Origin of the sequence: Streptomyces bobili, assembly GCF_002154575.1 — a bacterium.
Taxonomy (GTDB): Bacteria; Actinomycetota; Actinomycetes; order Streptomycetales; family Streptomycetaceae; genus Streptomyces; species Streptomyces bobili.
This window is the reverse complement of the sequence record NZ_MUBA01000843.1, coordinates 1-2,009: the sequence shown is the minus strand read 5'-3', so window position 1 is coordinate 2,009 and position 2,009 is coordinate 1. Positions and strand designations below refer to the sequence as shown.

At 72.7% G+C, this 2,009-nt stretch carries 1 protein-coding gene and 2 pseudogenes; 2 read left to right on the top strand and 1 reads right to left on the bottom strand.

Annotation, left to right across the window (positions count from 1 at the left end):
- Window positions 1–210 (bottom strand): annotated as a pseudogene (locus BZL64_RS40450) (hypothetical protein); the annotation flags it as partial.
- A 140-nt stretch (window positions 211–350) separates the two neighbouring features.
- Between BZL64_RS40450 and mtnA the strand changes: the two are divergent.
- Both mtnA and mtrA read left to right on the top strand, forming a co-directional pair.
- Entirely contained in the window at window positions 351–1,493 is a 1,143-nt protein-coding gene (mtnA, locus tag BZL64_RS38110; protein ID WP_086773501.1) for an S-methyl-5-thioribose-1-phosphate isomerase, read from the top strand.
- 160 nt (window positions 1,494–1,653) lie between these two features.
- A pseudogene (mtrA, locus tag BZL64_RS38105) lies at window positions 1,654–2,009 on the top strand (two-component system response regulator MtrA); the annotation flags it as partial.

The following is a 2,009-nucleotide window of genomic DNA, read 5'->3' as shown; positions in this document are numbered from 1 at the left end:
GTTCGGGGGACCTGTGGGCGCGGACCACTGGCCGGGCGGCGGTTGTTGCGGGGACCACTGCGGGCCGGGGCCCTGGGGGTTCTTGGCCGGCTGGTCCGCGGGCTGCGTGCCGCCGGGGCGGTCGGCGGGCTCGGGAGGCGTGGACGTCCCGGGCTCCTGTCCGTCGGACGGGGCGGATCCGGGCGAGGCCCAGCCCGGAGTGTCGTTCATCGTCGCTCCTTCACGGTGCCCGTCCGCGGTCGCGGCGGCAGCTTGGGAGCCATCGTGCCATGGGGGGCCCGACGGGTGACCGGCCGCGGTCCGGGCCGCACACCTTCGATTGTCCGGCGGATAACGGGCACACTGACGGCATGGCTGATCTGTACGCGCAATCAGGCGATGACAAGCGGCCCACCGAGGTACCCGCGATCCGCTGGGAGGAGCCACCCGAAGGCCCCGTGCTGGTGCTTCTCGACCAGACGAGGCTGCCGGCCGAGGAGGTGGAGCTGGTCTGTACGGATGCGTCGGCACTGGTGGAGGCGATCGGTTCGCTCGCCGTCCGCGGGGCACCGCTGCTCGGGATCGCGGGGGCGTACGGGGTCGCGCTCGCCGCCGCGCGGGGCTTCGCCGTGGACGAGGCGGCGGACGCGCTCGCGGGCGCCCGGCCCACCGCCGTGAACCTGTCGGTCGGCGTGCGCCGGGCCCGTGACGCCTACCAGGCGGAGGTCGCCAAGGGCGGCGGGCCCGAGCAGGGCGCCCGTGCCGCGCTGGCCGCGGCACGGCAGCTGCACCGCGAGGACGCCGAGGCCAGTACCCGGATGGCGCAGCACGGGCTGGCCCTTCTCGACGAACTGCTGCCCGGCGGCGGTCACCGGATCCTCACCCACTGCAACACCGGCGCGCTGGTGTCCGGCGGTGAAGGCACGGCGTTCGCGGTGGCTCTCGCCGCACACCGGGCCGGACAGCTGCGGCGGCTGTGGGTGGACGAGACGCGTCCGCTGCTCCAGGGAGCCCGGCTGACGGCGTACGAGGCGGCGCGCAGAGGGATGGCGTACACCCTGCTCACCGACAACGCGGCGGGGTCGCTGTTCGCGGCCGGTGAGGTCGACGCGGTGCTGATCGGGGCCGATCGCATCGCGGCCGACGGCTCGGTGGCCAACAAGGTCGGCAGCTATCCGCTCGCGGTGCTCGCCCGGTACCACCATGTGCCGTTCATCGTGGTGGCGCCGGTGACGACGGTCGATCCGGACACCCCCGACGGGGCGTCGATCGAGGTCGAGCAGCGGCCCGGGTTCGAGGTGACGGAGATGGCCGCGCCGCAGGCGCCGGTGTCGGGAGCGGGCGGCGGGATTCCCGTGGCGCCGTTGGGGACGCAGGCCTACAACCCGGCGTTCGACGTGACGCCGCCCGAGCTGGTCACGGCGATCGTCACGGAGGAGGGCGTCGTCTCGCCGGTGACGGCCGACGGGCTGGCGGAGCTGTGCGCCAGGTCGGGGCGGGCGGCGACCGGCTGAGGTGCTCGCCGCCCTGTCGGGCGGGCCTTCCCGCGGGCCCCGGGGGCCGTGCCGACCGGGGCTGCCGGGGGCCGGGGCAGACAGTGACCGTTCCCTACGACTATCGTCACGGGCCAGTGACCCTGCTCACCAGCGCCACTGTCACTGTTATGAGAATGGGATGATGTCGTTTATGAAGGGACGAGTCCTTGTCGTCGACGACGACACCGCACTGGCCGAGATGCTCGGCATTGTGCTGCGTGGTGAAGGTTTTGAGCCGTCTTTCGTAGCCGACGGCGACAAGGCGCTGGCCGCTTTCCGTGAGGCGAAGCCCGACCTGGTGCTGCTGGACCTGATGCTGCCCGGACGGGACGGCATCGAGGTGTGCCGCCTGATCAGGGCGGAGTCCGGCGTACCGATCGTCATGCTCACGGCCAAGAGCGACACCGTCGACGTCGTCGTGGGCCTCGAATCCGGCGCCGACGACTACATCGTGAAACCGTTCAAGCCAAAGGAGCTGGTCGCCCGGATCCGGGC

What these genes read in the sequence shown, in the direction of transcription:
- mtnA (WP_086773501.1), top strand. Translation starts at nt 351, where the DNA reads ATGGCTGATCTGTACGCGCAATCAGGCGATGACAAGCGGCCCACCGAG.